General features: G+C 71.0%; 24 protein-coding genes. 10 read left to right on the forward strand and 14 right to left on the reverse strand.

All coding sequences use genetic code 11. The features are described 5' to 3' along the window. Positions 1-45: 45 nt before the first annotated feature. The 10 genes from ACZ466_RS47280 to ACZ466_RS47325 form a co-directional block, all read right to left on the reverse strand. On the reverse strand, positions 46-2,097 hold the full coding sequence (locus ACZ466_RS47280) for an SDR family oxidoreductase (RefSeq protein ID WP_378285019.1): 2,052 nt from the start codon (positions 2,095-2,097) through the stop codon (positions 46-48). 3 nt (positions 2,098-2,100) lie between these two features. Next, positions 2,101-3,048 (reverse strand): aromatase/cyclase, encoded by a 948-nt coding sequence (locus ACZ466_RS47285; RefSeq protein ID WP_378285020.1) that lies wholly within the window; start codon positions 3,046-3,048, stop codon positions 2,101-2,103. 29 nt (positions 3,049-3,077) lie between these two features. Next, positions 3,078-3,887 carry an SDR family NAD(P)-dependent oxidoreductase gene (locus ACZ466_RS47290; RefSeq protein ID WP_378285021.1) on the reverse strand — a complete coding sequence of 270 codons (810 nt, stop codon included), beginning with the start codon at positions 3,885-3,887 and terminating at the stop codon, positions 3,078-3,080. A gap of 21 nt (positions 3,888-3,908) precedes the next feature. Beyond that, complete coding sequence (locus ACZ466_RS47295; protein WP_378285022.1) at positions 3,909-4,169, reverse strand: acyl carrier protein; 261 nt, start codon at positions 4,167-4,169, stop codon at positions 3,909-3,911. A gap of 60 nt (positions 4,170-4,229) precedes the next feature. Further along, complete coding sequence (locus ACZ466_RS47300) at positions 4,230-5,468, reverse strand: ketosynthase chain-length factor (protein WP_378285023.1); 1,239 nt, start codon at positions 5,466-5,468, stop codon at positions 4,230-4,232. After that, complete coding sequence (locus tag ACZ466_RS47305) at positions 5,465-6,745, reverse strand: beta-ketoacyl-[acyl-carrier-protein] synthase family protein (protein WP_378285024.1); 1,281 nt, start codon at positions 6,743-6,745, stop codon at positions 5,465-5,467. Before ACZ466_RS47305 ends, ACZ466_RS47300 begins: the two co-directional genes overlap by 4 nt. Beyond that, positions 6,742-7,068, reverse strand: coding sequence for a TcmI family type II polyketide cyclase (locus ACZ466_RS47310; protein WP_378285025.1), 327 nt, complete (start codon positions 7,066-7,068; stop codon positions 6,742-6,744). The genes ACZ466_RS47305 and ACZ466_RS47310 overlap by 4 nt, the downstream gene beginning before the upstream one ends. 18 nt (positions 7,069-7,086) lie before the next feature. After that, on the reverse strand, positions 7,087-8,547 hold the full coding sequence (locus ACZ466_RS47315; RefSeq protein WP_378285026.1) for an FAD-dependent monooxygenase: 1,461 nt from the start codon (positions 8,545-8,547) through the stop codon (positions 7,087-7,089). A 58-nt stretch (positions 8,548-8,605) separates the two neighbouring features. Beyond that, on the reverse strand, positions 8,606-9,031 hold the full coding sequence (locus ACZ466_RS47320) for a MarR family transcriptional regulator (RefSeq protein ID WP_378285027.1): 426 nt from the start codon (positions 9,029-9,031) through the stop codon (positions 8,606-8,608). A gap of 205 nt (positions 9,032-9,236) precedes the next feature. Further along, on the reverse strand, positions 9,237-10,562 hold the full coding sequence (locus tag ACZ466_RS47325) for a helix-turn-helix transcriptional regulator (RefSeq protein WP_378285028.1): 1,326 nt from the start codon (positions 10,560-10,562) through the stop codon (positions 9,237-9,239). A 1,170-nt stretch (positions 10,563-11,732) separates the two neighbouring features. On the opposite strand from ACZ466_RS47325, the gene ACZ466_RS47330 reads away from it, so the two are divergent. The 3 genes from ACZ466_RS47330 to ACZ466_RS47340 all read left to right on the forward strand — a co-directional run bounded on the left by ACZ466_RS47330 (position 11,733) and on the right by ACZ466_RS47340 (position 15,263). Further along, positions 11,733-12,563 carry an SDR family NAD(P)-dependent oxidoreductase gene (locus ACZ466_RS47330; RefSeq protein ID WP_378285029.1) on the forward strand — a complete coding sequence of 277 codons (831 nt, stop codon included), beginning with the start codon at positions 11,733-11,735 and terminating at the stop codon, positions 12,561-12,563. 25 nt (positions 12,564-12,588) lie between these two features. Further along, positions 12,589-14,352: an acetyl/propionyl/methylcrotonyl-CoA carboxylase subunit alpha gene (locus tag ACZ466_RS47335; protein ID WP_378285030.1), complete on the forward strand. Its 1,764-nt coding sequence runs from the start codon at positions 12,589-12,591 to the stop codon at positions 14,350-14,352. Positions 14,353-14,495: 143 nt separating this feature from the next. Beyond that, positions 14,496-15,263, forward strand: a complete 768-nt coding sequence (locus ACZ466_RS47340; RefSeq protein WP_464041986.1) for an alpha/beta hydrolase — start codon at positions 14,496-14,498, stop codon at positions 15,261-15,263. Between the two features lie 124 nt (positions 15,264-15,387). On the opposite strand, the gene ACZ466_RS47345 is transcribed toward ACZ466_RS47340, so the two are convergent. Further along, positions 15,388-16,821, reverse strand: a complete 1,434-nt coding sequence (locus ACZ466_RS47345) for an MFS transporter (RefSeq protein ID WP_378285032.1) — start codon at positions 16,819-16,821, stop codon at positions 15,388-15,390. A 411-nt stretch (positions 16,822-17,232) separates the two neighbouring features. Here ACZ466_RS47345 and ACZ466_RS47350 point away from each other — a divergent pair, with 411 nt between their 5' ends. Further along, entirely contained in the window at positions 17,233-17,739 is a 507-nt protein-coding gene (locus ACZ466_RS47350) for a nuclear transport factor 2 family protein (RefSeq protein ID WP_378285033.1), read from the forward strand. A gap of 499 nt (positions 17,740-18,238) precedes the next feature. Here the strand turns inward: ACZ466_RS47350 and ACZ466_RS47355 are convergent, their stop codons facing one another. Continuing rightward, entirely contained in the window at positions 18,239-19,003 is a 765-nt protein-coding gene (locus ACZ466_RS47355) for a class I SAM-dependent methyltransferase (RefSeq protein ID WP_464041987.1), read from the reverse strand. A 205-nt stretch (positions 19,004-19,208) separates the two neighbouring features. Between ACZ466_RS47355 and ACZ466_RS47360 the strand changes: the two genes are divergently transcribed. From ACZ466_RS47360 to ACZ466_RS47380, 5 genes are all read left to right on the forward strand, one after another. Beyond that, positions 19,209-19,790 carry a TetR/AcrR family transcriptional regulator gene (locus ACZ466_RS47360; protein ID WP_378285035.1) on the forward strand — a complete coding sequence of 194 codons (582 nt, stop codon included), beginning with the start codon at positions 19,209-19,211 and terminating at the stop codon, positions 19,788-19,790. A 263-nt stretch (positions 19,791-20,053) separates the two neighbouring features. Then, positions 20,054-20,239, forward strand: coding sequence for a hypothetical protein (locus tag ACZ466_RS47365; protein WP_464041988.1), 186 nt, complete (start codon positions 20,054-20,056; stop codon positions 20,237-20,239). Positions 20,240-20,967: 728 nt separating this feature from the next. Then, positions 20,968-21,966, forward strand: coding sequence for an RNA polymerase subunit sigma-70 (locus ACZ466_RS47370; RefSeq protein ID WP_378285036.1), 999 nt, complete (start codon positions 20,968-20,970; stop codon positions 21,964-21,966). Between the two features lie 5 nt (positions 21,967-21,971). Further along, complete coding sequence (locus tag ACZ466_RS47375) at positions 21,972-22,718, forward strand: DUF6069 family protein (protein WP_378285037.1); 747 nt, start codon at positions 21,972-21,974, stop codon at positions 22,716-22,718. A gap of 506 nt (positions 22,719-23,224) precedes the next feature. Then, the gene (locus ACZ466_RS47380; RefSeq protein WP_378285039.1) at positions 23,225-24,013 is read left to right on the forward strand and encodes a phytanoyl-CoA dioxygenase family protein; all 789 of its coding nucleotides are present in this window, start codon (positions 23,225-23,227) and stop codon (positions 24,011-24,013) included. A gap of 156 nt (positions 24,014-24,169) precedes the next feature. Here ACZ466_RS47380 and ACZ466_RS47385 read toward each other — a convergent pair whose 3' ends face one another. Together ACZ466_RS47385 and ACZ466_RS47390 are read right to left on the reverse strand one after the other, a co-directional pair. After that, positions 24,170-24,658: a LysR substrate-binding domain-containing protein gene (locus tag ACZ466_RS47385; RefSeq protein WP_378285040.1), complete on the reverse strand. Its 489-nt coding sequence runs from the start codon at positions 24,656-24,658 to the stop codon at positions 24,170-24,172. Next, positions 24,642-25,040: a LysR family transcriptional regulator gene (locus ACZ466_RS47390; protein WP_378285041.1), complete on the reverse strand. Its 399-nt coding sequence runs from the start codon at positions 25,038-25,040 to the stop codon at positions 24,642-24,644. Before ACZ466_RS47390 ends, ACZ466_RS47385 begins: the two co-directional genes overlap by 17 nt. Before the next feature lie 70 nt (positions 25,041-25,110). Here ACZ466_RS47390 and ACZ466_RS47395 point away from each other — a divergent pair, with 70 nt between their 5' ends. Next, positions 25,111-25,944: an SDR family oxidoreductase gene (locus ACZ466_RS47395; protein ID WP_378285042.1), complete on the forward strand. Its 834-nt coding sequence runs from the start codon at positions 25,111-25,113 to the stop codon at positions 25,942-25,944. Positions 25,945-26,000 lie beyond the last annotated feature (56 nt).

Raw genomic sequence — 26,000 nt, forward strand, 5'->3', positions numbered from 1 at the left:
GGATGCCGAGTGGTGGTTCGGTGGTTTCAGCCGAGCAGAGTCGTTTCAGCCGAGCAGGGTGCCGCCGCTGGCGTCGACGAACGACCCGGTGATCCACCGGGCCTCGTCGGTCGCCAGGAAGCGGATCACGTCGGCGACGTCCTCCGCCTCGCCGACGCGCTTGAACGCCGACAGCTGCGCCATCTGCTGCACCGCCTCCGGGACGTCGAAGATCGCGCTGCCGTTGTTGGTGATGCCGGGCGCCACGGTGTTGACCGTGATGCCGCGCGGGGCCAGATGCCGGGCGAAGTGCAGGGTGATCTGCTCGATGGCGCCCTTGGTCATCGAGTAGGCCACCTGCTCGGGGTTGGCCAGCCGGGTCAGCCCCGAGGAGACGTTGATGATCCGGCCGCCGTCCGACAGCAGCGCCAGGGCGCGCTGCACGATGAAGAACGGCGCCTTGACGTTGACGGCGTAGAGCCGGTCGAGGTCCTCGGGGGTGACCTCCTCCGGCGACTGGCCGGCCGGCGTGGTGATGGCCGCGTTGTTGACGAGGATGTCCAGCACGGTCTCCCCGGTGCGGGCCTTGAGCTCGTGCTCCAGCCCGAGGAACAGCTCGTGCACGTCGCCGGGCACGCCGAGTTCGGCCTGCACGGCGAAGGCGCGTCCGCCGTCCCCTTCGATCAGCCGCACGGTCTCCTCGGCCGCGTCCCGCTGGGCGGCGTAGTGCACGGCGACCAGGGCGCCCTCCTCCGCCAGCCCTCGCGCGACGGCCCGGCCGATGCCTCGGCTGGACCCGGTGACCAGCGCGGTCTTCTTCTCCAGGCGTTCCATCCTGCGTCTCCTCCCTTGTGGTGCCGTGTGCGTGCGAGCCGGCGCCGGAGCGACCGGAGCCGGTCCGCCGCCCGCGCCCCGGCCGATGGCCCAGGCGGCGGGCTCGCCGACCTGGCCGACCTGGCTGATCTTGCTCGCCAGGTTGCGCCGGACCGGGCCGAACTCCAGCAGCCCGGCGAAGATCTCCCGGAGCGGTTCCACGTCTTCTCCTCCGAGCAGCAGCAGTGTCTGCACCTGGATGTCGGTGAGCGCGCGGGCGCCGACGGCATGGCGCCGTTCGTGGTAGCCGTCGAGGACCTCGTCGCCGGACCGGCCGGCCACCCGGTCGGCGAGCGGCCCGCCGAGGTCGGCCGCGTCCTGGAGACCCAGGTTGAGCGCCTGCCCGCCGACCGGCATCTGCACGTGGGCGGCGTCGCCGGCGACCAGGACCCGGCCCCTGCGGTACCGCGTCACCTGCCAGTGCGCGTCGTCGAAGGCGTTGAGCCACAACGGCGTGCCCTGCTCGATCCGTTCCCCGGTCACCTCGGCCCATGCGGCCGCCACCTCGTCGAACGTCGGAGCGTCCCGGCCCGCGCGGGGCTCGGCTCCGAACACGTGCACCATGACCCGGGTGCTGCCGTCGGGCCAGCGGTGCGCGGTGGCCAGCCCCTTCGGCAGCCGTTCGAAGCGCCGGTCCGGCACGTCGATGCCCGCGACGTCGGCGCGCAGCATCTCGCGTCCGGCCTCGGTCCCGGCGAGCTCGAAGCCCGCGAGCCCGCGGACTGCGGACCGCTCGCCGTCGCAGCCCACCAGGAACGAGGCGCTCAGCGTCCGCTCGCCTCCGCCGGCCGCCCGGATCACGGCCGAGACCTGGTCGCCCCGGTCGCGCAGGGCGACCAGCCGCCATCCTCGCCGCAGGTCGGCCCCGGCCCTCAGCGCCCGTTCCTGCAGCACCGCCTCCAGCCGGGTCTGGGGGCACTTCCACTGCCCGGCGTAGGGGTGGTCGGGGTCGGCCTCGGTCAGGTCGAGCCGGATGCCGCCGAAGTGCCCGGGGCCGCCGTCGGGCAGCTCTCCCAACCGGTCCAGGACGCCCCGCTCCGCCAGCAGCCCCATGGTGCGCGTGTGCAGGGTGGACGCCCTGGACTCGGTCATGGGCTCGGCGAGCCGCTCCACGACCGTGGTGCGCACGCCCCGTTCCGCCAGGTCTCCCGCGAGCAGCAGCCCGACCGGTCCGGCGCCGACGACGACCACGTCGGCGTCGGCCGCGCCGGACTCCCGGGCGTCCCGTTCGGCGGTTCCGGCCATCGGTCAGCGCCGCGCTTCCGCGTACTCTTTGGCCAGGTCCAGCGTCGCCCGGCTGTTGCCGCCGAGCGCCTCGCGGATGAAGGAGCGCGCCTCCGGGACCCCGGCGTCCGCGCCGAGGATCGTGGTGATGTTCTCGGCCCTGATCACCACGGTGTGCTGGGAGCTGGCGGTGACGGTGCCGTCGTCGCCCTCCTCGAACAGCCAGTACCCGGTGTGCAGTCGCATCAGCGCGGGCAGGGTGGTCTGCTTGTAAACGATGCGGCCGGGCGGGAAGCACACCCGGACCGACTCGGTGGTGTGCGCGGAACCGTCCTTGGTGAGTGTCTCCATGCGCAGCACCTGGAGGCCCGGCGTGTCCTCGGTCAGCTTCACGTCGCTGACGTGCGGCAGCCGCTCGCGCCACCGGTCGGCCTCGTTGACGAAGTCGTAGAGGTCCTTGACGGAGCCGGCGACCTGGACCGAGTCGACGAAGGACAGCGTCAGCGGGTCGTCCCCGGCCGCCTCCTCCAGCGCGGCCTTCAGGGCCGGGAGCTCCTCCCGGCTGTTGCGGTCGACGGCCTCGTCGATCCAGGCCAGGCCCTCCGGGTCGTCGTCGATGGACCGGTACCAGTGCTTCAGGCGCAGCCTGGTCTCCTCCGCGCCCACGGGCTCGATGAGCCACGCGCCGGACATCTCCGCCACCGGGGGCGCCGAGACCTCCTGCCAGAAGTCGATGCGCAGCGACTCCTTGGAGAGCGTGCGGCGCGAGGACCAGTTCTTGGCCTCTCCGTTGGCGGTGGCCCAGATGCGGATCCGCTCCTCGCGCTCGCCGCGCTCCAGGTACTCGACGTGGACCGAGGGCGGGAACAGGCGCGGCCAGTTCTCGACCTCGGCGAGGAGCCGGTAGACCTCCTCGGCGCTCGCCCGCACCGTGGTCTCGTGCTCGACCTCTCGTCCCTGCTTTTCGGACACTGCCGTTCTCCTCTCAGAAGGTGCCCGGGTCAGAAGTTGCCCAGGCCGCCGCAGACGTTGAGCGCCTGGGCGGTGATGGAGGCCGCGGTGTCGGAGGCGAGGTAGCCGACCAGGCCCGCCACCTCGTCGGGCGTGGAGTACCGGCCGAGCGGGATCTTGGCCTCGAACTTCTCCAGGATCGCCTCCTCGCTGGTGGAGTACGCCTCCGCGTAGCCCTGCCGGACCCGCTGCGCCATCGGGGTCTCGACGTAGCCGGGGCAGACCGCGTTGACCGTGATGCCGGTCGGGGCCAGCTCGTTCCCCAGCGCCTTGGTGAACCCGACGACGCCGTGCTTGGACGCCGAGTACGGCGCCCCCAGGACCACGCCCTGCTTGCCCGCCGTCGAGGCGATGTTGATGATCCGGCCGCGGGACTTGCGCCGCATCCCGCCCGCGTTCAGCACCTCCCGGGTCACCACGAACACGCTGGTGAGGTTGGTGGCGATGACGTCGGCCCACAGGTCGTCGGCGATGTCGGCGGTGACCCCGCCGCCGCTGCGGCCGGCGTTGTTGACCAGCACGTCGATGGTGTCGAACCGGGTCACCGCGGCCTGGACGAGACGGGCGACGTCCTCCTTGGAACGCACGTCGGCGGGGGCCCCGTCCACGTCGAAGCCCTCGTTCTGCAGGCCCTTGACGGTGTCGGCGAGCTTCTCCTCGTCGCGCGCGCAGACGAAGACGCGGTGCCCCTGCCCGGCGAGCAGCCGGGCGCTGGACAGTCCGATTCCGCTGGTGGCACCGGTGACCAGGGCGACCCGGCCGGCTGACTGCGTGGTGGTGTTCTCGGTCGTGTCGGGCATGAGGGCTCCTCGGGGGTGCGTTCAGGCCGCGGCCAGGTGGGAGTTGACGAGGTCGATCAGCGCGCGCGGGGTCTGGGCCTCCACCAGCGCCTCCTCGTCCAGGCTGATGCCGTGGTCGCGTTCGATGCGGCCGGCGGTCTCCAGCAGCGCCAGGGACTCGTAGCCGAGGTCGTCGAACGGGGTGTCGATGATGTCCCCGTCGAGGTCGACGCCCTCGTCCGTTCCGGCCGCCTCACGCAGGACGGTCCTGAGCTCGTTCAGCGTGAACTGACTTCCGGGCATGTGTGCGGTCCTTTCCTTGGACGGTCGGTGTGGAGAGCGAAAATCGTCAGCGGTCGGTCGTCAGCGGTTCGGTGGAGCGGAGGGATCGACGGACCGCACGACCATGGCGGAGTTGAGCCCGCCGTGGCCGCGCGCGATGACCAGGACGTCGCGCAGCTCCGCCGCGCGGGGAGCCCCGGTGACCAGGTCGAGGTCGTAGCGGCGGGACGGGCTCGTGTTGACCGTCGGCGGGATGACCCCGTCCCGCAGGGACAGGAAGGCGGCGGCGAGGTCGAGCGGCGCCGCCCCCGAGTACAGCCGGCCGGTCGTCGTCTTGGGAGCGGTCACCGGTACGGCGGCCGGCCCGAACACCTTGGCGATGGCCTCCGCCTCGACGCGGTCGAGTTCTGGAACGGCGGCGGCGTCGGCGAAGACCGCGCCGATGTCGGCGGGCTCCACCCCGGCGTCCTCGAGCGCCCCCTCGACGGCGCTCTGCAGGGTCGGCTCCCGGCCGCTGTCCGGCCGGGGGTCGGTGGTGGCCGCGTAGCCGGCGATCTCGCCGTAGACCCGCCCGGCGCCGCGCGCGCGGGCGTGGTCGGCGTTCTCCAGCACCAGGAGCGCGCCGCCCTCCCCGGGGACGTGCCCGCTCGCGTCGTCGTCGAAGGGCAGGTAGGCCCGCTCGGGGTCGTTCCTGGTGCTGAGCCGGCCGCTGGAGAGCTGGGCGACCCACCCCCACGGGCAGATCGAGGCGTCGACCGCGCCGCTGATCACCATGGGGGTGCCCTTGCGGATCTGCCGCCGCGCCTGCGCGATCGCGTCGAGGCCCCCCGCCTGGTCGCTGACCACGACGCTGCTCGGCCCGCGCAGCCCGTGCCGGATGGAGATCTGGCCGCTGTTGACCGCGTAGAACCAGGCGAACGACTGGTAGGCGCTGACGTACTGGCCGCCCTTGCTCCACAGCGCGCGCAGCTCGTTCTGACCGAACTCGAACCCGCCGGAGTGGCTGGCCGTGATGACCCCGACGTCGAAGTCGGGCAGGTCCGACGGATCCACGCCCGCGTCGGCGAACGCCCAGTCGGCGCCGGCCAGCGCGAGCTGTGTCATCCGGTCGGTCTGCGGCAGCAGCCTGCTGGGCAGGTGCTCCGCGGCGGCGAAACCGGTGATCTCACCCGCCAGCCGGGACGGATAGGACGAGGGGTCGAAACGGGTCACGGCCCCGATGGCGCTGCGCCCGGCGAGGGTGGCCGCCCAGTACGACTCGACGTCCAGCCCGGTCGGAGCCGCCACCCCGAGTCCGGTGACCCAGGTCGCCGTGGTCATGCGCCGCTCCGGTCGGGGCCGGCCAGCACGATCGCGCTCTGGAACCCGCCGAACCCGCTGCCGACCGACAGCACCGCGTCCACCCGGTGCTCCCTGGCGGTCAGCGGCACGTAGTCCAGGTCGCACTCGGGATCGGGGCGGTGCAGGTTCGCCGTCGGCGGCACCACGTGGTGCGTCATCGCCAGGATCGACGCGGCGACCTCGATCGACCCGATGGCGCCCAGCGAATGCCCGACCATCGACTTGATGGAGCTGACCGGCGTGCGGTAGGCGTGCTCGCCGAGGCTGCGCTTGAACGCCGCGGTCTCGTGCCGGTCGTTCTGCTTGGTGCCCGAGCCGTGCGCGTTGATGTAGTCGACGTCTTCGGGGGCGAGCCGGGCGGCCTCCAGCGCGACCCGGATGGCCTCGGCCATCTCCCTGCCGTCCGGTCGCAGGCCGGTCATGTGGAAGGCGTTGGACCGCGTCGCGAACCCGGCCACCTCGGCGTAGATCCGCGCTCCGCGCGCCCGGGCGCTCTCCAGGTCCTCCAGCACGAACATCGCCGCGCCCTCGCCCAGCACGAACCCGTTGCGGCTGGCGTCGAACGGGCGGGAGGCGTGCTCGGGGTCGTCGTTGCGCGGCGTCGTCGCCTTGATGGCGTCGAAGCAGGCCAGCGTGATGGGCGAGATGGGGGCGTCGGTCGCCCCCGCGACCAGGACGTCGGCCGAGCCCTCCCGGATGAGGTCGGCGGCGTAGCCGATCGCGTCCAGCCCGGAGGTGCAGCCGGTGGAGACCACCGTGGCGGGCCCCTCCGCGCCCACGGCCCAGGCGACCTCGGTCGCGAACGAGCTGGGCACCATGTAGTTGTAGAGGTGCGGCACCGCGTAGGCGTGGTCGACCAGCTCGAGCCGGCCGCCGTCGCTGACGGTGCGGTACTCCTGGTCCAGCCCCATGGTCGCGCCCACCGCGCTTCCCACGGTCACGCCGGTGCGGTGCGGGGGGAGCCCCGCGAAGTCCAGCCCGCTGTCGGCCACCGCCTCGCGCGCGGTGACCACGGCGAACTGGGCCGCGCGGTCCATCCGCCGCGTCTCCTGCGGGGTCAGCCCGGCGAGCTCGGCGTCGAAGTCGGCCTCGGCGGCGACCTGGGAGCGAAAGGGCGACGGGTCGAAGAAGGAGATCCGGCGGGTGGCGGTGCGCCCGTCGGTGAGCAGCTTCCAGAACTCCTTGACCCCCGGGCCGCCCGGCGCGGTCACCCCGACACCGGTGATCACGGGCCGGCGGGGGAGCGCGCCGCTCATCGCGCGCTCCACGCGTAGAAGCGGCGGGCGATGGCGTCCTTGGGGGAGCGCCACGTGTCCGGGTCGTAGGCGGTGATGTGCGGCTTGAGGTCCTCGCTGATCTGGACGAACCGCGGGTCGGTCTTGGCCTCCTCGATCAGCTCGCCGCCGTTGTCGTCGTCGAAGTCCTGCAGGTGGAAGTACAGGCCGTTGAACTCGAACAGCTGCCGGCGGCGGGTTCCCATCCGGTCCGGCATGTCGGTTCGGTCGAAGTCGGCGAAGAGCTGGGAGACCTTGTCCGCGGAGGAGGGCGCGATCTTGGCCACGATCAGTGTGCTGTGCATCGTTTCTCTTCTCAATCGTTATCGGCTCGGCCCGAACCAGCGGTTCAGGGCGGTGCGCAGATCGTCGTCGGTTCCGGGCGCGGCCCAGGCGACATGGCCGTCGGGCCGCAGCAGCAGCGCGGTGGTGTCCTCCAGGGCGCCGCTCGTGCCGTCCGCGCGCGGCGTCGCCGTCACGATGTCGACCCGGTCCGCCCAGTCCCGGGCGCGCCGCCGCAGGATCCGGTTGCCGGCCAGGTCGAGGAGGACGCCCCGCCCGGTGCGCAGCAGCTCGCCGGCGTCGGTGCTCCGGCCCGCGTGCTCCAGCCGCAGCGGCGGTATGCGCGCGCCGAGCAGGGGGTGCCTGCCGCCGCCCACGTCGTAGGTGATGTCCAGGCCGCTCACCCGGGCGGCGAGCATCCGCTGCGCGTCCGTGGAGGCGAGCAGGTCGCCCAGGACGTCGCGGAGCGGCTCCGCCTCCTCGCCGCCGAGCAGGACCGTGCTCTGCGCGCGGGTGTTGGACAGCAGCGCGCGGCCGACCTCGTGCCGCTCGTCGTGGTAGGTGTCCAGCAGCGTCTCGGGGGCCCGCCCGCGCACCACGGCGGCCAGCTTCCAGCCCAGGTTCACCGCGTCCTGGATGCCGGTGTTCATGCCCTGGCCGCCGGCGGGCAGGTGGACGTGGGCCGCGTCGCCGGCCAGCAGGACCCGTCCCCGCCGGTACTGGGCGACCAGGCGGGCGGCGTCGCCGAACGCGCTGACCCACACCGGCTCCGCCATGGAGATGTCCGAGCCGACCACCCGCTTCCACACGTCGGCCACCTCGGAGAACTCCGGCGGGCCGGTCCGGCGCTGCGGCGGCGTCCCGCGCTCGCCCACGATGATCCGGCGCACGCCGCCGGGCAGCGGCGCCACCATCGCCATGCCGGTGTCGGTCCCCGCCCCGGCCAGCCGCGGCTCCAGCTCGACGCCGCGGATGTCGGCGAGGAAGAGCTCGATGGTGGCGGGCGTCCCGGGGAAGTCGAACCCGCCGGTCCGGCGCACCGTGCTGTGCCCGCCATCGCAGCCGACCAGGTAGCGGCAGCGCAGCGCCCTGCCGTCGAGCGAGGTGACGGTGACCCCGGCGGCGTCCTCGACGAAGCCGGTGCATTCCCAGCCGCGCCGGACGTCGGCTCCCAGCTGCCGGGCCCAGCTCTCCAGCACGGCCTCGGTGACGGTCTGCGGGATGTTCCGGGCCGCGCCGTGCGCCGAGCCCAGCAGCCCGAGGTCCAGCGGCAGCCCGCCGAAATGGCCGGCGAAGCTGGTCTGGATCTCCCCGAACCGCGGCAGCAGCCCCCGCTGGTCGAACACCTCCATCGTGCGGATGGTGAATCCGATGGCGCGGGACTGCCCGGTGCGCTCGCCCAGCCGGTCCAGCACGATCACGTCGACACCGGCCAGGCGGAGCTCCCCGGCCAGCATGAGCCCGGCCGGTCCGGCGCCGATGACGATTACGGAAGCGTCCATGCGAACCTCCAGTGGCGGCTGTTCTTACCGCGGAAACCGCCGCGCGTGCGGCGCGTTCTCAGGCCTGTTCGATGTTGCGGGCGATCCGTGCCAGCACGTCGTTGGCGGCGAGGAATTCGCTTTCACTGATTCCGGTGAGTGATTTGGCCGCGTGCGCGTTCACGAGCTTTTCGGCGCGTTCGTGCGCCGCCGCGCCGGTTTCGGTGAGCGCGAGGGATCCGCCGGAGTCGGTGACCCATCCGCGTTCGGTGAACTCGTCCACGATGGGCCGGTAGGACGTGTCGCCGTCGATGGCCAGGAAAGGGGCGAACGCGCCGTCCAGGCCGGCGACGGAGTCCACGCCGATGCTGAGGGCGTGCAGGACCTGCCACTGCCGGCGGTTCAGCTTCTCGTCCACCAGCGCGGAGGTGGTGGCCTCGTCGAAGAGCCGGTGCAGGTGCAGCAGCCAATAGCCGAGCCGCTTCGTCGTGTTCTGCTGGAGCATGGGAAACCTCTATTACCGGGGAATAGGTATTTACCGTCGAGTTCCCGATCAACGCTTTGACTCTGACATGCCCCTACACCCCTCACAAGAGGCGCCGGGCGAATCTACGGTAGGGCCACAGACCCCTGAATGCGGGCAGCCGGAAGCTCCATCCGCCGTGCCGGCGGATGGAGCCCGGACAATATGCGCGCTGTGCTCAGGCAGGCTAGGACACGGTGAGGCTCAATGCCACGGAAAGGTCGCGCCGACCGGAAATGCCGAGCTTGCGGTACACGCTGGACAGATGGAACTCGACGGTGCGGACGGTCAGGTAGAGCGTCTCGGCGATATTGCGGTTGCTGTACCCCGCGCGGGCGAGATTGGCGACTCTCGCCTCCTGCGGGGTGAGGGCCTGCGTGGCGTGGCCGTCACCGAACCTGGCCATGGCCGTGTCGGTCCGGGACACCCAGTACGCGCTGCCGCACTCGCGCGCCACCGAGGCGGCGGTCGCCAGTGCGGTCCGCCCCCCTGGAACGTTTCCACGCTGGATCCGCAACGCTCCAAGGTCGTAGAGCGCCTGGATCGACTCGGTGCCTGCCTGGGCCAGGACCAGTAGTTCGACGGCCTCTTCCAGCATCGCGGGCGAGGACTCGTCCCGGCGCGCCAAGGCGAGGGCGTGCAGCGCCACGCCGATGGCGCGCGGGGACCCCCACCGCCTGGCCGCGACGAGCTCCTCTTCGGCCAGGGCGCGCGCCAGGTCGCACCGGTGCACCGCCAGCGCCCCCATCGCCGCCCTGGAACGCCAAGGAATCACCGCGGGGTTGGCGACATTGAGCGACTTCAGCAGGCGACCGCATTCCAGGTAGTCGTCCACGCCGAGCTGGAACTGCCCCGTGGCCAGCCGTAGGTTCCCCCGGGCCGCCAGGACGTGCGCGCGCTCCGCCGGGCCGCCGCTCAGCCGGCCGGTCAGCCCGTGCGCGAGCACCACCTCGTGCGCCTGGTCGAACTCGCCGACGTAGACCAGCGACTCGATCAGCCAGGCGACGGCCAGGGTCCGCAGCGGCCCCGCCCCCATCTGGGCGAGCGCCGACCTGAGCATTCCCGCGGCGAGTCCCATCTCCCTGGTCTCCAGGCTGACGCGCGCCCGCAGCATGAGCAGCAGCCGCCTGCGGCGGGGCGTGCGCATCCACTCGTGATCCCGTGAGAGCTCGGCGCAGTAGGCGTTCACCGAGTCGAAGTCGCCGGTGTAGTACAGGGAGAGCAAGGTGAGCCACATCGCGTCCGTGCTCGCATGCGGCTCGCCCGCGTTCAGCGCCCTCTCCACCTCTTCGACCACGGTTCCGCGCAGCTGCCGGCCGAGCGTGGCGGTCTCGATGCGCCGCGCCGCCTCGTTCATCGCGCGGCACAACGGGCGGTCGGTCGGGAAGACGACGCCCGGCATGTAGACGGCCACCGGGCCGCCGCGCCCGCCCGCGCCACCTCCGCGCCCGGCGCCGCCGTGGGGATCAGGGGCGGAGAACTGCCGTTTCCCGCACCCTTCGTGGGCTTTCACGGTCGCCTCTGTGGTTTCCTGTTTCCTTCCGGCCATCATCTTGTGTCCCCATCAGCTAGCTCAATTCCGACGCGACCATTGGGAGACGGGGCCCAAGACAGTCCAGGGCGGGGTGGCCCGTCCGATCATTGAGAAGGCTCACACGTGGTAGCGGAATTCCGCCCCCGGACGGTGTGCGAGGGAACGCCACACGACACCTGAGGCAGGCCACACACCTGAAGATGGAGGTGCCGGGGGTGTGAGCGCCGACCAGCCGGAATTCCCGACCCAAGTACGCCGTCGTCCTCGACCCCGACCGGGGCTGAGGTTGGATTCGGGAAGCCTGCACGGCAATTCCTACTAGATCGGTAGTTTATCTAATTGACCGGTGAAGTCAAGCGATGCAAGAACATGTTACATGTAATGCAATTCAGTGATCTGCGTCACTCGGCGGCGCCGGTGAAGGTGCCGGTGCCAATCGAAGTGCCGGCCATTGCGTGAAGTCGCTGGTCCGGGGCGTCGGTGCCGTCCGCCGGTGGAAATCGCCGGCCGGGCGCCGGGTCGAAGTCCGTCCGCGGACGCCGCCCCGCTCCGCGGCCGCTCCTCGTCGACGGCGCTCCGGCGCGGTGCCGCGAACGCCGCCGCATGCCCGCCGCGAGACGCCGGGAGCCGGCTTCGCCGTGGTGCACCGCGGTGGTGCCGGGGCCTTTGCGGTGGTCCCCGGGGTGTGGGCGATATCGACCGGTGCGGAAATGTGCTCCGCGTCACAGGGGCCGGCCGCCGTCGGGAGCGCGGAATAACGGGTGGCCCCGATGTCCTCCGCCGCCGGGTCGCTTCACCGTCGCTTTGCCGGTGGTTAACGACCGCGTAATATGTCCGTCCGCGGGGCTCCCCTGCCGCCGTGCCGCCAATGTCCCGGCCCGCCCCGCTGACCAGCGCGATCCGATTTTGTCGCGCGACCACTCAGGCTCCCTATTCGGATCGGCTCCGGCAATCCATTGCTGCACCCTAAGCGCTCCCGAGTCCGGCGTCCCTACGGCTCCACCACAGGTCACGGACCGAACGGTCCGAACCTCTTGCGGCGACCCTGAAAGCTCTGCGAGAATTGCCGTGACCAGTGCATATACGCGCTGCCTGCAGAACGCTGACCGGGGGCCGCCGCGGGTCCTCGGCGACCGAAGGGATATTCCGGTGAAGAACATTGTTATAACGGGTGGAACATCCGGAATCGGACTGGCACTGGCCCGCCACTGCCGCGACCGCGGGGACAACGTCCTCGTCGTCGCGCCCGACCCCGTCAAGGGCGCCCGCTTCATCGAAGAGGCGGAGGAGAAGGGAGCCGGAAAGCGGGTATTCTTCGTCCAGGCCGATCTCAGCCTCGTCAGCGAGAACAAGCGGGTTCTCAAGGAGATCGCGGACACATTCACGGCCGTGGACGCCCTCGTCCTGTGCGCCCGGTTCTTCCGCTCCTACCGCCGGGTCACCGACGAGGGCATCGAGCACAACCTCGCGCTGTACTACCTGAGCCGGTACCTCCTGAGCCACGGCCTCGTCGAACCGCTGCACAAGGCCGGGCCCGGGGTGGTCCTCAACCTCGCCGGGCCGGGCATCTCGGAGGGCCGGATCCACTGGGACGATCTCGAACTGGAGCGGGGGTACAACGGCTGGGACGCGATGTTCCAGGGCGGCAAGCTCAACGACCTCCTCGGCGTCACCTGGGCCGCCGCGCACGGTGACCGGCGGGCCCGTTACGTCCTGCAGTTCCCGGGCGGTACGCGCACCGGCCTCGCCGGCGAGTTCGACCCGGAGACCGCGGCCCAGGTCGAGCAGATGAAGCGGGGCGCGGGCAAGTCCGCGGAGGAGTCGATCGTCCCGCTCGTCGACGTCATCGACGACCCGCCCGCCGAACCGCTCACCGCCCTGTGGGAGGACCGTCCGATCCCCCTGGACCCCAGGGTGTACGACGGCGACGCGGCGGCGCGGCTGCACCGCCTCACCGAAGAGATCCTGTCGCGGCGATAAGCCGACGCAGGGAGGGGAGCTCCACGTGCGCAAGGTCCTGATCGCCAACCGCGGTGAGATCGCGGTCCGTATCGCCCGTGCGTGCCGCGACGCGGGCCTGGCCAGTGCGGCGGTGTACGCCGAGCCGGACCTGGACGCGCCGCATGTGCGGCTGGCCGACGAGGCCTACGCGCTGGGCGGGCAGAGCGCGGCCGAGTCGTACCTGGTCATCGACAAGCTGATCGATGTGGCCCGGCGGGCGGGCGCGGACGCGGTGCACCCCGGTTACGGGTTCCTGGCCGAGAACGCCGAGTTCGCGGCCGCCGTCACCGAGGCCGGGCTGACCTGGATCGGGCCGCCCCCGGAGGCGATCACCGCGCTGGGCGACAAGGTGGCGGCCCGGCATATCGCGCAGCGGGTCGGCGCGCCGCTGGTGGCCGGGACCGCCGACCCGGTCGCCTCGGCCGGCGAGGTGGTGGCGTTCGCCGAGGAGCACGGCCTGCCGATCGCGATCAAGGCGGCGTTCGGGGGCGGCGGCCGCGGGCTGAAGGTCGCCCGCACGCTGGACGAGGTGCCGGCCCTGTACGAGTCGGCGGTGCGCGAGGCGGTCGCCTCGTTCGGCCGCGGCGAGTGCTTCGTCGAACGCTACCTCGACCGTCCCCGGCACGTGGAGACCCAGTGCCTGGCCGACAGGCACGGCAACGTGGTGGTCGTCTCCACCCGCGACTGCTCCCTGCAGCGCCGCCACCAGAAACTCGTCGAGGAAGCCCCCGCGCCCTACCTGACCGAGGAGCAGGTGGAGCTGCTGTACTCCTCCTCCAAGGCCATCCTGGCCGAGGCCGGGTACGTGGGGGCGGGGACGTGCGAGTTCCTGGTGGGCCAGGACGGCACGATCTCGTTCCTGGAGGTCAACACCCGGCTCCAGGTCGAGCACCCGGTCACCGAGGAGGTGGCGGGCATCGACCTGGTCCTCGAGCAGTTCCGGATCGCCGCCGGCGAGCCCCTGGGCTACGGCGACCCGGAGCTGCGCGGCCACTCCTTCGAGTTCCGGATCAACGCCGAGGACCCGGGCCGCGACTTCCTCCCGCAGGTGGGCACGCTCACCCACTGGCAGCCCCCGTCCGGCCCGGGGGTGCGCCTGGACGCCGGCTGCGCGCAGGGCCAGACCATCCCGCAGGCGTTCGACTCGATGATCGCCAAGCTGGTCGTGACCGGGGCGACCCGCCGCCAGGCCGTCGACCGGGCCCGCCGCGCGCTGGCGGAGTTCCAGATCGGGGGGATGCCCACGGTGCTGCCCTTCCACCAGGCGGTGCTGGACGATCCCACGTTCGTGCCCGCCGACGACGGCGCCCCGTTCGGCGTGCACACCCGGTGGATCGAGACCGAGTTCGACAACCGGATCCCGCCGTACGAGGACCGGCTCGCCACCGGCGGGGAGCCGTCGGCCGAACGCGAGACCGTGGTCGTCGAGGTCGGCGGCAGGCGGGTGGAGATCTCGCTGCCCGCCTTGTCGGGCGAGCCCGCCGCGTCCATCGGCGACGACGGAGCCAAGGCCAGGCCCCGGGCGGCGAAGCGATCCCGTTCGGCGCTCTCCGGCGACGATCTGGTCTCGCCCATGCAGGGCACGATCGTCAAGGTCGCCGTGGCGGACGGCCAGCCGGTGGAGGCCGGACAGCCCGTCGTCGTCCTGGAGGCGATGAAGATGGAACAGCCCATCACCGCCCACCGCTCCGGCACCGTCAGCGGCCTGTCCGCCGAGGTCGGCGCGTCCGTCTCCGGCGGCGCCGTGATCTGCAAGATCAGCGACTAGGGCCGCCATGACGCGGCCTCCCTCGCCCCCGCCGACGCGGGGCGGACCGCCCGGCGCCCAGGTGCGCACCGTGGAGATGGACGCGGGCGGCCTCCGGCTCTCCGGGCTCCTCGCCCTCCCCCCCGGACTCCCCGCCGACGGCCGTGATCGTCGCCCTGCACGGCGCCGGCATGCGCGCGGGGTACTTCCACGGCCAGGCCGACCCGGCCACCTCACTGCTCTCCCTCGCTGCGTCGCGCGGTTACGCGGCGCTCGCGCTGGACCGGCCGGGATACGGCGTCTCGGCGTCCGCGGCGCCCGACGGGCTGGGACTGGACGAACAGGCGTCCCGGGTCCGGCGCGCTCTCGCCGGCTACCGCGCCCTGCACCCGGCCGGGGCGGGCTTCTTCATCGTCGGCCATTCGCTGGGCGGCAAGCTGGCGCTGTCGGTGGCCGCGGGCTGGACCGCCGGCGCCCTGCTGGGCGTGGACGTCTCCGGGATCAGTGACCGCTGGGCCGTCGACCCCGCTCTGCGGGGGGACGTGAACGACCGGCGAACCCGGCCCCTGCACTGGGGCCCGCTCGACCTGTACCCACCGGGGACCTTCCTGCACGCGATGCCGCTCGCCGCGCCGGTCCCGCCCCGGGAGGCGGCTGAGATACCGGACTGGCCCGACCGGTATCCGGAAGTGGCCCGCCAGGTCCGGGTCCCGGTGCGGTTCACCTTCGCCGAGCACGAACGCTGGTGGCGCTGCGACCCGCAGACCGTCGCCGCCATGACGGCCCGCCTGGCCGCGCCCCTGGTCCGTACCGAACGGCTGGCCGGCGCGGGGCACAACATCAGCCTCGGATACGCCGCCCGCGACTACCACCTCGGAGTGCTCGCCTTCGCGGACGAGTGCCTGGCCCTGTCGAGTTCCGGTACGGGGTGAGCCGGGGGAGACGTCCCGCCCAAGGGCGGGAGGCCGCCGCCGTGCCCTCGCCCCAAAGGCGATGGGTGTCCCCGGGACCATCGCCCCGGGGACACCCATCGGCCGTGAGGAACGCGTCGGCGAACTACGCCGGCTCCTTGTTCGGCGCGAGGGTGAAGCACAGTGCCGCGCTGACCACCAGGGCGCCCATCACCGCGATCGTGGCGGCCGTGAACGCCTCCGGGTGATCCCGGCTGTTCTCCAGGACGGTGAAGAAGACCGTGCCGAACGCGGCGACGCCCACCGCGCTGCCGAACTGCTGGCCGGTGGTCCAGACACCGGAGGCCGATCCGGCGTACTCGGGCGGTACCGCGGACAGGAACAGCGTGGTCAGCGGCGGCATCACCAGGGTCATCCCGACGCCGAGCGCGAACAGGCCGGGGACCAGCGACCAGCTGTTGAGCGAATCCGACGCCCCGTGCACCGCGAGGAGCAGGATGCCCCCGCCCGCCACGGACACCAGGCACCCGGTGAGCACGATGAACCGGCCGAACCGGATGGTGAGCCGTCCGGTGAACGCGGCCATGACGAGCCCGCCCGCGGCGAACGCGATCGAGACCGTACCCGCGTTGAGCGCCGAGAAGCCCTGCCCGTCCTGCAGCCACAGCGGGAAGATCATCATGAAGCCGGTGAAGCCCGAGAACGACAGCAGCAGCACGATCAGCCCGCCGGCGCCGGTGCGGTTCCGGAACAGCTCCATCGGCAGGAGGGCCCCCGCCCGCCGCCGCGGATCGCGGTGCTCGACGATCGCCAGCCCGACCACCGCCAGGATCCCGGCGGCGATCAGGAGCCAGCCCCACAGGGGCCAGCCGTAGACGCGGCCCTCCAGGAGGGGGAACACGATCGCCACGAGGGCGAGGACGAGCACGGCGGTGGCCCCCCACCTCGGGCGGGCTCCCCCCGCCACCTTGCTCTCCGGAACCAGCCAGATCGCGAGCGGGATCAGCACGATCGCCACCGGAACGGTGATCAGGAAGATCGAGCGCCAGCCCAGTCCGGCGACGTCCGTCGTGATCAGTACGCCACCGAGGATCAGCCCCCCGGCCTGGGTCAGGCCGGAGAGCAGCCCGAACGTGCCGAACACCGTGGCGCGCTCCCGGCCGGTGAAGATCGTGAAGAGAATGCTCATCACCTGGGGGGCGATCGCGGCGGCGGCCAATCCCTGGAACACCCGCGCGGCGATCAGCTCGGCCGGGCTGCCCGCGATTCCGCACCACAGACTGGTCACCGCGAAAGCGGCTACTCCTACCAGGAAAACGAGCTTCCGGCCGCGCAGGTCACCCAGTCTGGCTGCGGTGATCAGTGCGACCGCGAAGGAAAGCAGGTAGGCGGCGGATATCCACTCGAGGTCGGTGGGGCTGGCACCCAGATCACGCTGGATCGCCGACAGCCCGACATTGACGATGGTGACGCTCAGCAGGTCCAGCATGAAGGCCAGAAGGAGCACGACGAGCGCGGCCCACCGGCGCGGATACACCTCCTCGGATTCGGGTGGTGCGGTTGTCGTTTCTGCAGTCACACGGCACTCCTGGTCGGCCGGGAACGGAGAAGGCATGGCAGAGGGCGGACCGTCGCGGCGGGTCGTGCCACCGTGGTGACCGATCCGGACCGATCGGTCCGCAACTGCATTATCGGCTGGGCGGCGAAGACGTGTCAAGCTGAAAGCGGCGTTCGGGACCGATCGGTCCGACATTGCGGTACCAGCCCCCGCAAAGCTCCTACCAGGCCCGGAACGCCGCCGCGCACCCCGCCGGCACCTGACCGGACGGGCCGGCGGGCGTCCCTTCGGGCGGACCACAGAACATGTCGCCAAACCTTGCCGCGGCGGTACCCGCTTGCGACAGTTGTCCTGTCATTGACCGGCGCCACGCGCGCGCGAAATCCGTGCTCTTTCCTTCGCCGGGGCGGCCCCGATCCGAAAGGTAGCAGGATGTCCGAGGAACTGGATACCCAGACCACGCTGAAGCAGCTCACGAAACGCATCGAAGAACTGGAGGCCGTCCGCGACCTCACCAGCCTGCGCGCCGAGTTCCACCGCGCTCTCAACAACCGCGAATGGGACACCCTGGCCGGGCTGTTCACCGAGGACGCGCACCTCGACTACGGCGAATACGGCCAGGCCCACGGAAGTAAAGAGGTCCGGAGCTACTACGGCCAGCTCCTTGAGCAGATCAGGGACATGCGCAATGCCACGGCGATCGCCCTGAAGAACTACATCCACGGGCACCAGGTCCATATCAACGGCGAGGACACCGCCACCGGCGTGTGCTTCTTCGAAGAGCAGATTCGATTCAACAAGGACAGCCTGGCGTTCAGCAGCCTCGGCCAGTTCTCGGACAAGTACGTCCGCATCGGCGATCGCTGGTTCTTCGCGAAGGTCGAACTCGACCACTACTGGGTGGTCCCCGACAACGACGGCTGGCGCTGGCCCTGGTAGCCCGGACGCCGATTCCGCCGGACCGGGGCCGCTCGCGACCGGGCACGACCGCGCCACCGCCGTGATCAAGTGATCGGGGCGCATCCACGATGACCGGCGGCGACCGCGAACGATCGCCCACCTCGGGCCGCCTCCACGCCCCGCCTGCTTCGACGGGCCGGGCCGTCCGCATCGTGGCACGCGACCCGCCGCGCGCCGAGCCCCTCGACGGCTCGGCGCGACGGTCGTCCAGGGGGCGGCGCCCTCTCGAAGGCATGAACGCGGTCGTTCACGATGGGGGAGCGGTCGCAGTCGCCCGTACCGCCCGGCCGGGCCCACACAAGAAGCAAAGCCCCCGCTCGCAACGGAGGCATCGCCCCGTTCCACGCGAAGGCGTCACCCATCCTGACCGCGGAGTCGCCACGCTACGGCAAGGCGGCGGACCAGGGCTTCGACGAGCATTGCCGACTCAGCCGAGATCCGCCGCGACCCTGTCCTTCATACGACGCCGGAACTCGGGTTACCTCCGCCGGGCGCGGACGTGGGACATCGGCGTCAGGACCCGCCCGCGGTCGTCCACCTGCAGTGCGTCCGGGTCCAGTTCGTCGCTGCTCTCCAGCGCGTTCGTCTCCTGCATCTTGGTGAGCAGTTCACGGGTGAAACCGGTGGCGAAGACGGTCTCCGTAATGTCCTCGATTATCCAGTGCCGGTCCAGATTGGCGTGCAGGTTCGCCACGCTGACCAGGGCCTCCTGGGCGATCGGCGTCCCCGACGGCAGGGTTTCGGCGAAGCAGAACAGGTGCAGCACCGCGCCCGGTCCGCATACCCGGTGCAGCGCGGCGGCGTACGCCGACCGCTGTTCGTCGTTCAGGCAGTGGTACAGGCCGCTGTCGAGCGCCGTGTCGAAACCGGTCCCGATATCGCGCAACTCGGTGGCGTCGGCCACCGCGAACCGCACCTGGACGCCATGCGCCGTGGCGCGTCGCGCGGCCTGCTGGATCGCGCTGGGGGAGCCGTCCACCCCGGTCACCTCATGACCATTGCCGGCGAGCAGGATCGCGTTCTCGCCCAGCCCGCAGCCCGCGTCGAGCACCTTGCCCCGGAACCCCCCGGCTCGTTCCAATTCCACGATCACGGGCTGGGCCTCGCCGATATCCCAGGGGATGAACTGCTCGCCCTGTTCGGATCCCTCGAACGCCGCGCGGCCCGCATAGAGCGCGTCGAAGTCATAATCCTCTTGGGAGAAAGTCCGTTCTTCTGTCGCCATGCCGGTACTCCCGTCCACTCGCCAGTTCGTCAACCACCGCCTAGTGGATCTCGCGGGGCGACATTCGGATCGATGGTAGGCAGGCGATCGCCCGCGGTGCCATGTGGAAGCGGCGAAACTACGGGTTACCACGGGATTTCCGGGACGCTCCGGCCGGCGTCACGGCCGTCCGGCCGGAAGCCGTCCACCGCCGCCGGACTGATTGGTCTGCTATTATCGTGACATGCCTCGGCAACCGTCCGCCAGCGTGCGCGAACGCATTCTCGACGCCGCGACCGACCTGTTCGACCGTTATGGCGTCCACGCCGTCGGGATGCAGCGCATCATCGACGAGGCCGGCTGCGGCAAGCAACTGCTCTACCGGGAGTTCGGCAGCAAGGACGAGCTCGTCACCGAGTACCTGCACCGGTGCGAGGGGGGCTGGGAGCGGAGCCTGGCGGCCGCGCTCGAGTCGGGCGGGCAGCCGGAGGAGCAGCTCGTCGAACTGGTGCGGCTGGTGGGCGCGAGCGTGCCCGGTCCCCGCGGCTGTCCGATTCGCAACACCTACGCGGAGTTCCCGGACGAGGGACACCCCGTGCACCGCGCGGCCCAGGAGCACTTCGGCACCGTGCGTGAGCAGGTCTGCGAGTTGACCCGCCGCACCGCGGCGGTCGACCCGGAACGCCTCGCCGACCGGATTCTACTGATCATCAACGGTCTCTTCACCACGGGCTCCGTGCTCAGCACGGCGGAGAACGCCAAGGTGGCCGTGGAGCTCACACAGGACGTGATCGCCGTGGAGACAGCGGCGGCACGAGTCGGCTGACAGCCGTCCGGCCAGACCAGAGAAACACCGACGGTGGCGCGGCAATGAGCGGCCCATATCTCGGCAAGCGAAAACTGGTCGGCGAAACCCCCGCTCAAAGCGCGACACACCGCGGACGGAAATGATTTCGGGATCCCACACGTCCCGCTAGGCGTCCAAACGGTACTTGCCATTTTGCCCTTTTGGTAAATGGTCGGCCGATACGGCTGTCGGCACCCGTGATCAACATGCTCCGCGACTCGATGTGAACTACACTTTTCCCTGTGAACTTGCGGAATGCCCGCTATAGCGAAGACGCTCCGTCGCGAGAACCAGGGCCATGGAACAAGCGATCGCGCGCCGCATGGCAGAGGCCGGATCTGATACTGACCGACTTCAACGAGACCATGTTGAACGCCATTGCAGACGAGGATGCTGACGACGTCATCACCCGGCCGATCGAGGCCTAGCGTGCTGGCGTGGCTGCCAATGGTCCGCGCGTTCAAGCACACATGCGCCGGTCGGGCGCCCGCTCACGCTGCCCGTGGCACCCATCACCCGACTAAACCAAGATCATGACCGAGTGGCGCGCCCGGCGAAGGCGCCGATGGCCGCGACCTCGAGTGTGGCCAGGCCAGGCGTGGCGCTACTGACGCGCTGATTTTGAGTACTGCCGGGCACGTGGGTTCCAGGCTCCCACTGTGGGGGAGAAGACGCTCGTCGCCACCCCGGTCAGGGAGTTGCTGGTGCTGCTCTATGCGTCCATGGGCCGAGACGAACCGACCGGAAACAAGCCGAGCGGATAGAGGCGCCAATGGCCAGGTCCGCGACCAAGCACGTGGGGCCCAGAGGGCGCCGTCCCACGGCCGCCTGATGGTGCAGGTCAGTGGCGTGGTGAAGGTCGGAAGACGCCCCAACCGGGAGCCTCGTTGCTGTGTTATCCCGCTGGCGTCGACTCGACCCCGGTCGGCGGGCCCTGCTCGCCCTGGCCACCTGCGCAACGGCTGCACCAGGCGATGACCCAGGATCCGGCTGCCGGCCTACGTCATCGTCGACGGCACGGGATGAACGTGGAGATAGTCGTTCTCCGCCACGTCGATGAGAACGCTCAGCCGTGCCGACCGACCCCAGTGATGAGTTGTCGCGCCTCTAGCCGTCATAACTATGACGGGACATGACGCGAGGGAAGGATGACGTGATGGGTGCGGACACACGGCTGGAGGAGCTGGGCGGGAGCGGTCTGGGTGAGGTCGACGAGCCGGCGTTCTCGGGGCTGGCGGAGCGGCACCGGCGGGAGCTGCACGTGCACTGCTACCGGATGCTCGGGTCGTTCGAGGATGCCGAGGACACCGTGCAGGAGACGTTCCTGCGTGCCTGGCGGCGGCGGGAGACCTTCGAGGGGCGGTCGACGTTCCGGGCCTGGCTGTACCGGATCGCCACCAACGCCTGCCTTGACCTGCTCGCCAAGCGCCGTCCGGAGCCCGCGACCGGCGGTGAGGTGCCCTGGCTGCAGCCCTACCCGGACCGGCTGCTCGACGAGCTGCCCGCGGGTGACGCGGACGAGCCGGAGACCCTCGCCCTCGCGCGGGAGACGATCGAGCTGGCGTACCTGGTCGCGGTCCAGCACCTCGCGCCGCGCCCGCGGGCCGTGCTGATCCTGCGGGACGTGCTCGGCTGGCCGGCGAAGGACGTCGCGGAGCTCCTGGGCGACTCGGTCAACTCCGTGAACAGCGCGCTGCAGCGGGCCCGCGCCGGTCTGCGGGAGCACCTGCCCGCCGAGCGGCAGGACTGGACCGGCGGCGAACAGGACGCCGGGACGCGCGAGCTGGTGCGCCGCTTCACCGACGCCAGCGTGGCCACGGACGTTCCGGCGCTCGCCTCGATGCTGCGCGACGACGTCCGCTACTCGATGCCGCCCACGCCGGGCCTGTACGTCGGCCGCGACGCGGTGGTGAACGACTGGGTCGAGGACGGCTTCGCGCGCATGACGGGCCTGCGCGCCGTCCAAACCGCCGTGAACCGGCAGCCCGCCGTCGCCTTCTACCTCTGGCAGGAGCGGGAGGGCGCGTACCTGCCGCTGACGATCGACGTCCTGCGCGTCACCGGCGGGGCGATCACCGAGATCTTCATCTTCCACGACGACCGGTTCCCGCGGCTCGGGCTGCCGGAGCGCCTGCCGGCGGACGGCGCGGAGTAGTCCCGGTGCGGACGCTCGCGCTGCGCGGTGGCGCGCGTGTCGCGGTGGTCGCGGCCGAGTGGCACGACGCGTTCGGCGTCGTCACCCGCGGGCGGGTGCAACTGGAGTTGCGCGACGGCGAGCCCGGGCCTGTCCTGGGACGCGACGCCGGATTCTGGCTCCGCGGCACCGGCGTCCGCGCCCTGCGCAACCCCGGCCGTCGCACGGCGAGGGTGCGCATCATCACCCCCAGGGCCAGGACCGCCACATGCCGGCCAACACACCCCTACGCCATGCACCGAATGATGGAGGATGACATGAACAGCCTGAATGACACCGGCGTCGTCGCAGGCCCGGCGTCGGGCCACACCAGCTATCCCCACCGACTCCGCGGGCTCGCCGGTACCGGCTTCGTCGCCACGCTCGCAGCGATGGCGGCCACCACCCTCGCCGCTGCGCTCGCCCAGGCCGTCGGCGTCGACTTCGAGGTCTCCGATGGTGACGAGTCGATCCCGTTGCCCGGGTTCGCCGTAGTGACCGGCTTCTGCTCGGTCGTGGGTGTCGTCATCGCCGCCGCTCTTCTCCGCTGGAGCGCGCGCCCCGCCGCGCGATTCGTGTGGACGGCAGTGTCGCTGACCGCGATCTCGTTGATCCCGCCCTTCCTGTCCGGGGCGAACACCGCCACCACCGTTGCCCTCCTCGTGCTCCACCTCGTCCCTGCGACGGTGATGATCCCCACCCTGGCGCGGAGCCTCCGCACCCGGACCGACTGACGATCCCGCAACGGGACGCGCACTACGTGGCCCCCCGGGTGCCGCCACCCTCCAGTCCAGGCCGAGTCGCGTCTGCGAAGATGCACAGGGCGCCTTGCGGGAAGGGCGCCCCGCGTACCCCGGTCGCGTTCATCCTGGCCGCCCCCGCCGCCACGTGCCTCCCACGTGGATTCGGCTCCCTTGGGCCGGGATCTGCCCCTCTCTCGGGTCGACGTCAGGCTCAAGCCGCGCCAGACGCTCGCAGCCGAGCCCTGACATGCGGGAGAAGGCGCTGCGCGCGACCGCCAGCCCCGGCGACACCGCACGATCGGACGGGCGCGACGCCCATCACCGTGTCGCGACCTTGCCTCACCCGACAGCGCAGAAGGAGCACGAGAGAGCAATTTCGACATCGATATTGATTATGGGTCGCCGGTCGGGACATACTCGGCCGGGAGCCAGGAGCGCGGGCACATCCCGGAACGGGCCTGTGACCACCGCCTCGACGAGCGGGAGGAGACCCGATCGTGACCACGCCGCAGACCCTCGACGCCGATGCGGTGAGCGCGGCCCTCGACGCGGACGGGTTCGCCGTGGTGCCGGGGGTGCTCGATGAAGCCGAGGTCAAGGCCGCCCGCGAGCGTCTCTGGGCCACCGTCGAGGAGAGCGAACGCCGGGGCGTGCCGACTCATGTGCCCGGGCTCGACCCCAACGCCAGTAACGTCCGGGTGTTCAACCTGGTCGACCTCGACGCGCTGTTCGGCCGGCTGCTCGAGCACCCCGTGGCCGATGCGATCGCCGGTCGTCTCCTCGGCGAGGACTACGTCGTCAGCAACATCACGGCGAACATCGCCCGTCCGGGAAGCGGGTCGATGGCGCTGCACTCGGACCAGGCCCTGGTCCACGAGGGGCCCTGGACGCAGCCGTGGTCGCTGAACGTCATCTGGTGCCTCGACGACGCCTATGGCGACAACGGCGCCACGCTCTACGTGCCCGGCAGCCACCGTTACCAGACCCGGGACGAGTTGCCGGCCGACCTCGGTGACCGGCTGGTGCCGTTCGAGGCCGCGGCCGGTTCGACCGTGGTGATGGAGGGCCGGCTCTGGCACACCTCGGGCGCGAACATCACCGAGGACAAGGACCGCCCCCTGGTGTTCGCCTACTACACGAGGTCCTTCGTGCGGCCACAGTTCAATTTCACGGCGGCGCTGCGTCCCGAGGTCACGGAGAAGCTGTCGAAGACGATGCGCTACCGGCTCGGGCTGAACAGGATCCTCAACAAGCCGCCGGAGGGCGTCGTCATGCGGCGTCCATGAGAGCGCTGCGGCTTGCCGCCCGGCACTGGCGCCCAGCGTACTCGGCGCCATGCCAACCAGGCGTCCTCGAGAGGGCTTCACCATCCAGGACGCTGCCCGAGGCGGCTCCGTTCCTGCCTTGAGCGCGGAATGCCGGGCCCGCGCGGAGGGACGGAGTTAGCGCGAGCCCTCTACCGCGGTCCGGATGAACCAGGTGATCCAGGGCGACCGATTGCCCGCCGGCCAGAGGGCCAGGGTCTGGTACGGCGCGGCGTCGGACAGCGGGCGGTAGATCACGTCGGGCCGGATGTTCCTCGCGGCCAGCGAGGAGGGCACCAACGCCACGGCCTGGCCCAGGGCGACGACCTCCAGCATCTGGGCGATGTCTTCGACGACCGGGCCGTCGGCCGGTCGATCCGGGCTGCCCAGCCAGTGGTCGCGGTCGACAACCGCCGGAACACTCCACCGGGGTGCGGGCTCGGCTATGAGGTCGGCGGTACTGAGGACATCGCGTCCCGCCAACTCATGTCCCGAGGTGAGCGCGGCGACGCGTGGTTCGGTCGTCAACAGCCGGGTCTCGAGGCCGTGGCCGTCGAAGCAGGCGGCGATCGCCACGTCCGCGCGGCCGTCGCGGACCATGTCGGCCTGCTCACCGAATCCGCTCACCAATGACCTGGATCTCTGGTGCGTCCGGGTCCGCACGAGACCGTTCGCGGATCCGGTGAAGCAATTCTGTGGCCACCCCAGGCTTGGCGGTGACCACGAGTCGTCGACCGGCGAGTCCCGCACGCCGCGTCCGGCGTACGGCGGAGTTGAGGGCGCCCAGGACGACGGCCGCCTCCTTGACCAGGATCTCGCCGGCCTGCGTTAGGGCCAGTCGGCGCTCGGTGCGATCGAACAGGGCGACACCGAGCCGGCGCTCCAACTGACGTATGGCCCGGGACAGCGGCGGCTGAGCCATCCCGAGCCGCTCGGCCGCGCGGGTGATGTTCAGCTCCTCGGCGACGGCGCAGAAGTAACGCAGTTCGCGGATTTCCGGCTCCGTCATACCGCCAGGGTAGGGAACTGCACCCGATCGGTCTTTCCCTTCCGGCGCTCCGGCCGCTGGACTGGGAGGCATGGCAACGAACGAAGTCGCACTCGTCACCGGCGGCAACAAGGGCATCGGCCGGGAGATCGTCCGCCGACTCGCCCAGCGGAACTTCACCGTGTACCTCGGCGCTCGCGATCCGGAGCGCGGCCACTCGGCCGTCGAGGAACTGAGGCAAGAGTCAGCGACCTCGGTGGAGTCGACCGAGGAACCGGCCGGCGTTGGCGACGACCCCGGCCGAAGCGGCGACGGACTGGACATCCGGTTCGTGCGACTGGACGTGACCGACCCGGAATCGGTCCAGGCGGCCATCAGGCAGATCGACACCGAGACGGGACGGCTGGACGTCTTGGTCAACAACGCCGGAATCATGGCCGAGTGGGGTGTCCGGACCGCCGACGTCACGGCCGCGCACCTCCGCGAGGTATACGAGGTCAACGTCTTCGGCGTCGTCACCGTGACATCAGCCTGTCTCCCCATGCTCCGCCGCTCCCGCAACCCGAGGATCGTCAACATGTCCAGCGGGCTCGGCTCGCTGACGCTCCTGGGCGACCCGGCGAGTCCCCTCTCGACACGCGGCTTCCTCGCGTACAGCTCGTCCAAGGCCGCGCTCAACGCCCTGACCCTGCTCTATGCCAACGCCCTGCGCGGCGACGGCATCAAGGTCAACGCCGCCAGTCCCGGCCTTGTGCCGACAGACCAGAACGCCCCCGCCACTTTCCCTCGCGGCGACCGCACCACAGCCGACGGCGCAGTCGTCCCGGTCCTGCTCGCGACGATCCCCACCGATGGCCCCACCGGCGTCTTCCGAGGCCCCGACTCCCTAGCCTCGGGCTTTCACCGGGCGATGGGCCGGGAGTGACCGTTTAGATAAGAAAAGTGCCTCTGTGCTGGGAGGATAGGGCTTGTCGAAGGTCC

This window comes from Actinomadura rugatobispora, assembly GCF_055379765.1.

What these genes read in the sequence shown, in the direction of transcription:
- ACZ466_RS47280 (WP_378285019.1), bottom strand. Translation starts at nt 2,097, where the DNA reads ATGGCCGGAACCGCCGAACGGGACGCCCGGGAGTCCGGCGCGGCCGAC.
- ACZ466_RS47290 (WP_378285021.1), bottom strand. Translation starts at nt 3,887, where the DNA reads ATGCCCGACACGACCGAGAACACCACCACGCAGTCAGCCGGCCGGGTC.
- ACZ466_RS47295 (WP_378285022.1), bottom strand. Translation starts at nt 4,169, where the DNA reads ATGCCCGGAAGTCAGTTCACGCTGAACGAGCTCAGGACCGTCCTGCGT.
- ACZ466_RS47300 (WP_378285023.1), bottom strand. Translation starts at nt 5,468, where the DNA reads ATGACCACGGCGACCTGGGTCACCGGACTCGGGGTGGCGGCTCCGACC.
- ACZ466_RS47305 (WP_378285024.1), bottom strand. Translation starts at nt 6,745, where the DNA reads ATGAGCGGCGCGCTCCCCCGCCGGCCCGTGATCACCGGTGTCGGGGTG.
- ACZ466_RS47310 (WP_378285025.1), bottom strand. Translation starts at nt 7,068, where the DNA reads ATGCACAGCACACTGATCGTGGCCAAGATCGCGCCCTCCTCCGCGGAC.
- ACZ466_RS47315 (WP_378285026.1), bottom strand. Translation starts at nt 8,547, where the DNA reads ATGGACGCTTCCGTAATCGTCATCGGCGCCGGACCGGCCGGGCTCATG.
- ACZ466_RS47320 (WP_378285027.1), bottom strand. Translation starts at nt 9,031, where the DNA reads ATGCTCCAGCAGAACACGACGAAGCGGCTCGGCTATTGGCTGCTGCAC.
- ACZ466_RS47350 (WP_378285033.1), top strand. Translation starts at nt 17,233, where the DNA reads ATGTCCGAGGAACTGGATACCCAGACCACGCTGAAGCAGCTCACGAAA.
- ACZ466_RS47360 (WP_378285035.1), top strand. Translation starts at nt 19,209, where the DNA reads ATGCCTCGGCAACCGTCCGCCAGCGTGCGCGAACGCATTCTCGACGCC.
- ACZ466_RS47370 (WP_378285036.1), top strand. Translation starts at nt 20,968, where the DNA reads ATGGGTGCGGACACACGGCTGGAGGAGCTGGGCGGGAGCGGTCTGGGT.
- ACZ466_RS47390 (WP_378285041.1), bottom strand. Translation starts at nt 25,040, where the DNA reads ATGACGGAGCCGGAAATCCGCGAACTGCGTTACTTCTGCGCCGTCGCC.
- ACZ466_RS47395 (WP_378285042.1), top strand. Translation starts at nt 25,111, where the DNA reads ATGGCAACGAACGAAGTCGCACTCGTCACCGGCGGCAACAAGGGCATC.